Origin of the sequence: Mesorhizobium sp. M0954 (genome assembly GCF_040319155.1) — a bacterium.
Taxonomy (GTDB): domain Bacteria; phylum Pseudomonadota; class Alphaproteobacteria; order Rhizobiales; family Rhizobiaceae; genus Mesorhizobium.
On sequence record NZ_JAMYNR010000081.1, the window covers coordinates 1 to 927 of the forward strand.

The window sequence follows — 927 nt, forward strand, 5'->3', positions numbered from 1 at the left end:
CGTTCGCCGGGGACCTCGTGTTCCAGGTCGGATTCGACCATCCCGACTGGCACAACGGCTTCGAACACGACCCCGAGGAGGCGGCCCGCGTCCGCGTTAGTCTTATGCGGGAACTCGCGGCGAACCGCGAGCCGCTGGTGGCCACTCACCTGCCGTTCCCGTCGGTCTGCCATGTGGCGGTCGACGGCGACGGCCGCGATTGCCGGATGCATAGGCGCTGTCGATCCGCTTTGAGATAGCGCCCTCGAGTGCAAGCCGACAGGCGTGCTGCGGAACGCAGGCCCGTCATCGATGACGTGGTCGCTGAAGCGCAGGCCGGGCATGTCGTTCGAAAACAGGCCTTCCAGTCGCGCCTTGCGATCTATCAGCGGCAGCCTCGCAATGCTTTCTCCGTTGAGGAACAGAAGGTCGAAAGCAAAGAAGACAAGATCGCCCGTGCGGCCTTCGTCCATGGCGGCCTGCAGGCGGCTGAACGAGGTGACGCCGTCCGCCCGGACAGCGCACAGCTCCCCGTCGACATAGGCGTCTTTCACCGGGAGCGCGCGCAGGGCCGCTATCGTCGCTCGATAGCGATGCGACCAATCGAGGCCGGTGCGGGTGAGCAAGCGGATGTCGCTGCCGTCGATCCGCGCGTGCATGCGGTATCCGTCGTACTTGATTTCGTGAAGCCAATCGGGGCCGTTGGGCGCTTCGTCGACCAGGCGCGTCAGCTGAGGCTCGGTCCATTTCGGCGGATGCGTTTTATTCGGCTTTGTGGGATTCACCGTCTTGCGCGCCAATTGAGATAAAGCGTCGTCATGCGGGCCAGACTACCACATGATGACCGCTGCAGCTTTATCGGAAATCCCGCGTCTTCACCTTGATGCGGTCGATGTGCTCGTAGGGATCGACGATATCGCGCGTTTTCGGCATGCCGCGCGGATCGAT

General features: G+C 63.3%; 2 pseudogenes. One reads left to right on the top strand and one right to left on the bottom strand.

The window, feature by feature from the left end:
- Nucleotides 1–239 (top strand): annotated as a pseudogene (locus tag NKH93_RS34235) (hypothetical protein); the annotation flags it as partial.
- A gap of 141 nt (nt 240–380) precedes the next feature.
- Here NKH93_RS34235 and NKH93_RS34240 read toward each other — a convergent pair.
- Nucleotides 381–638: pseudogene (locus tag NKH93_RS34240) on the bottom strand (ATP-dependent DNA ligase); the annotation flags it as partial.
- Nucleotides 639–927: the final 289 nt, after the last annotated feature.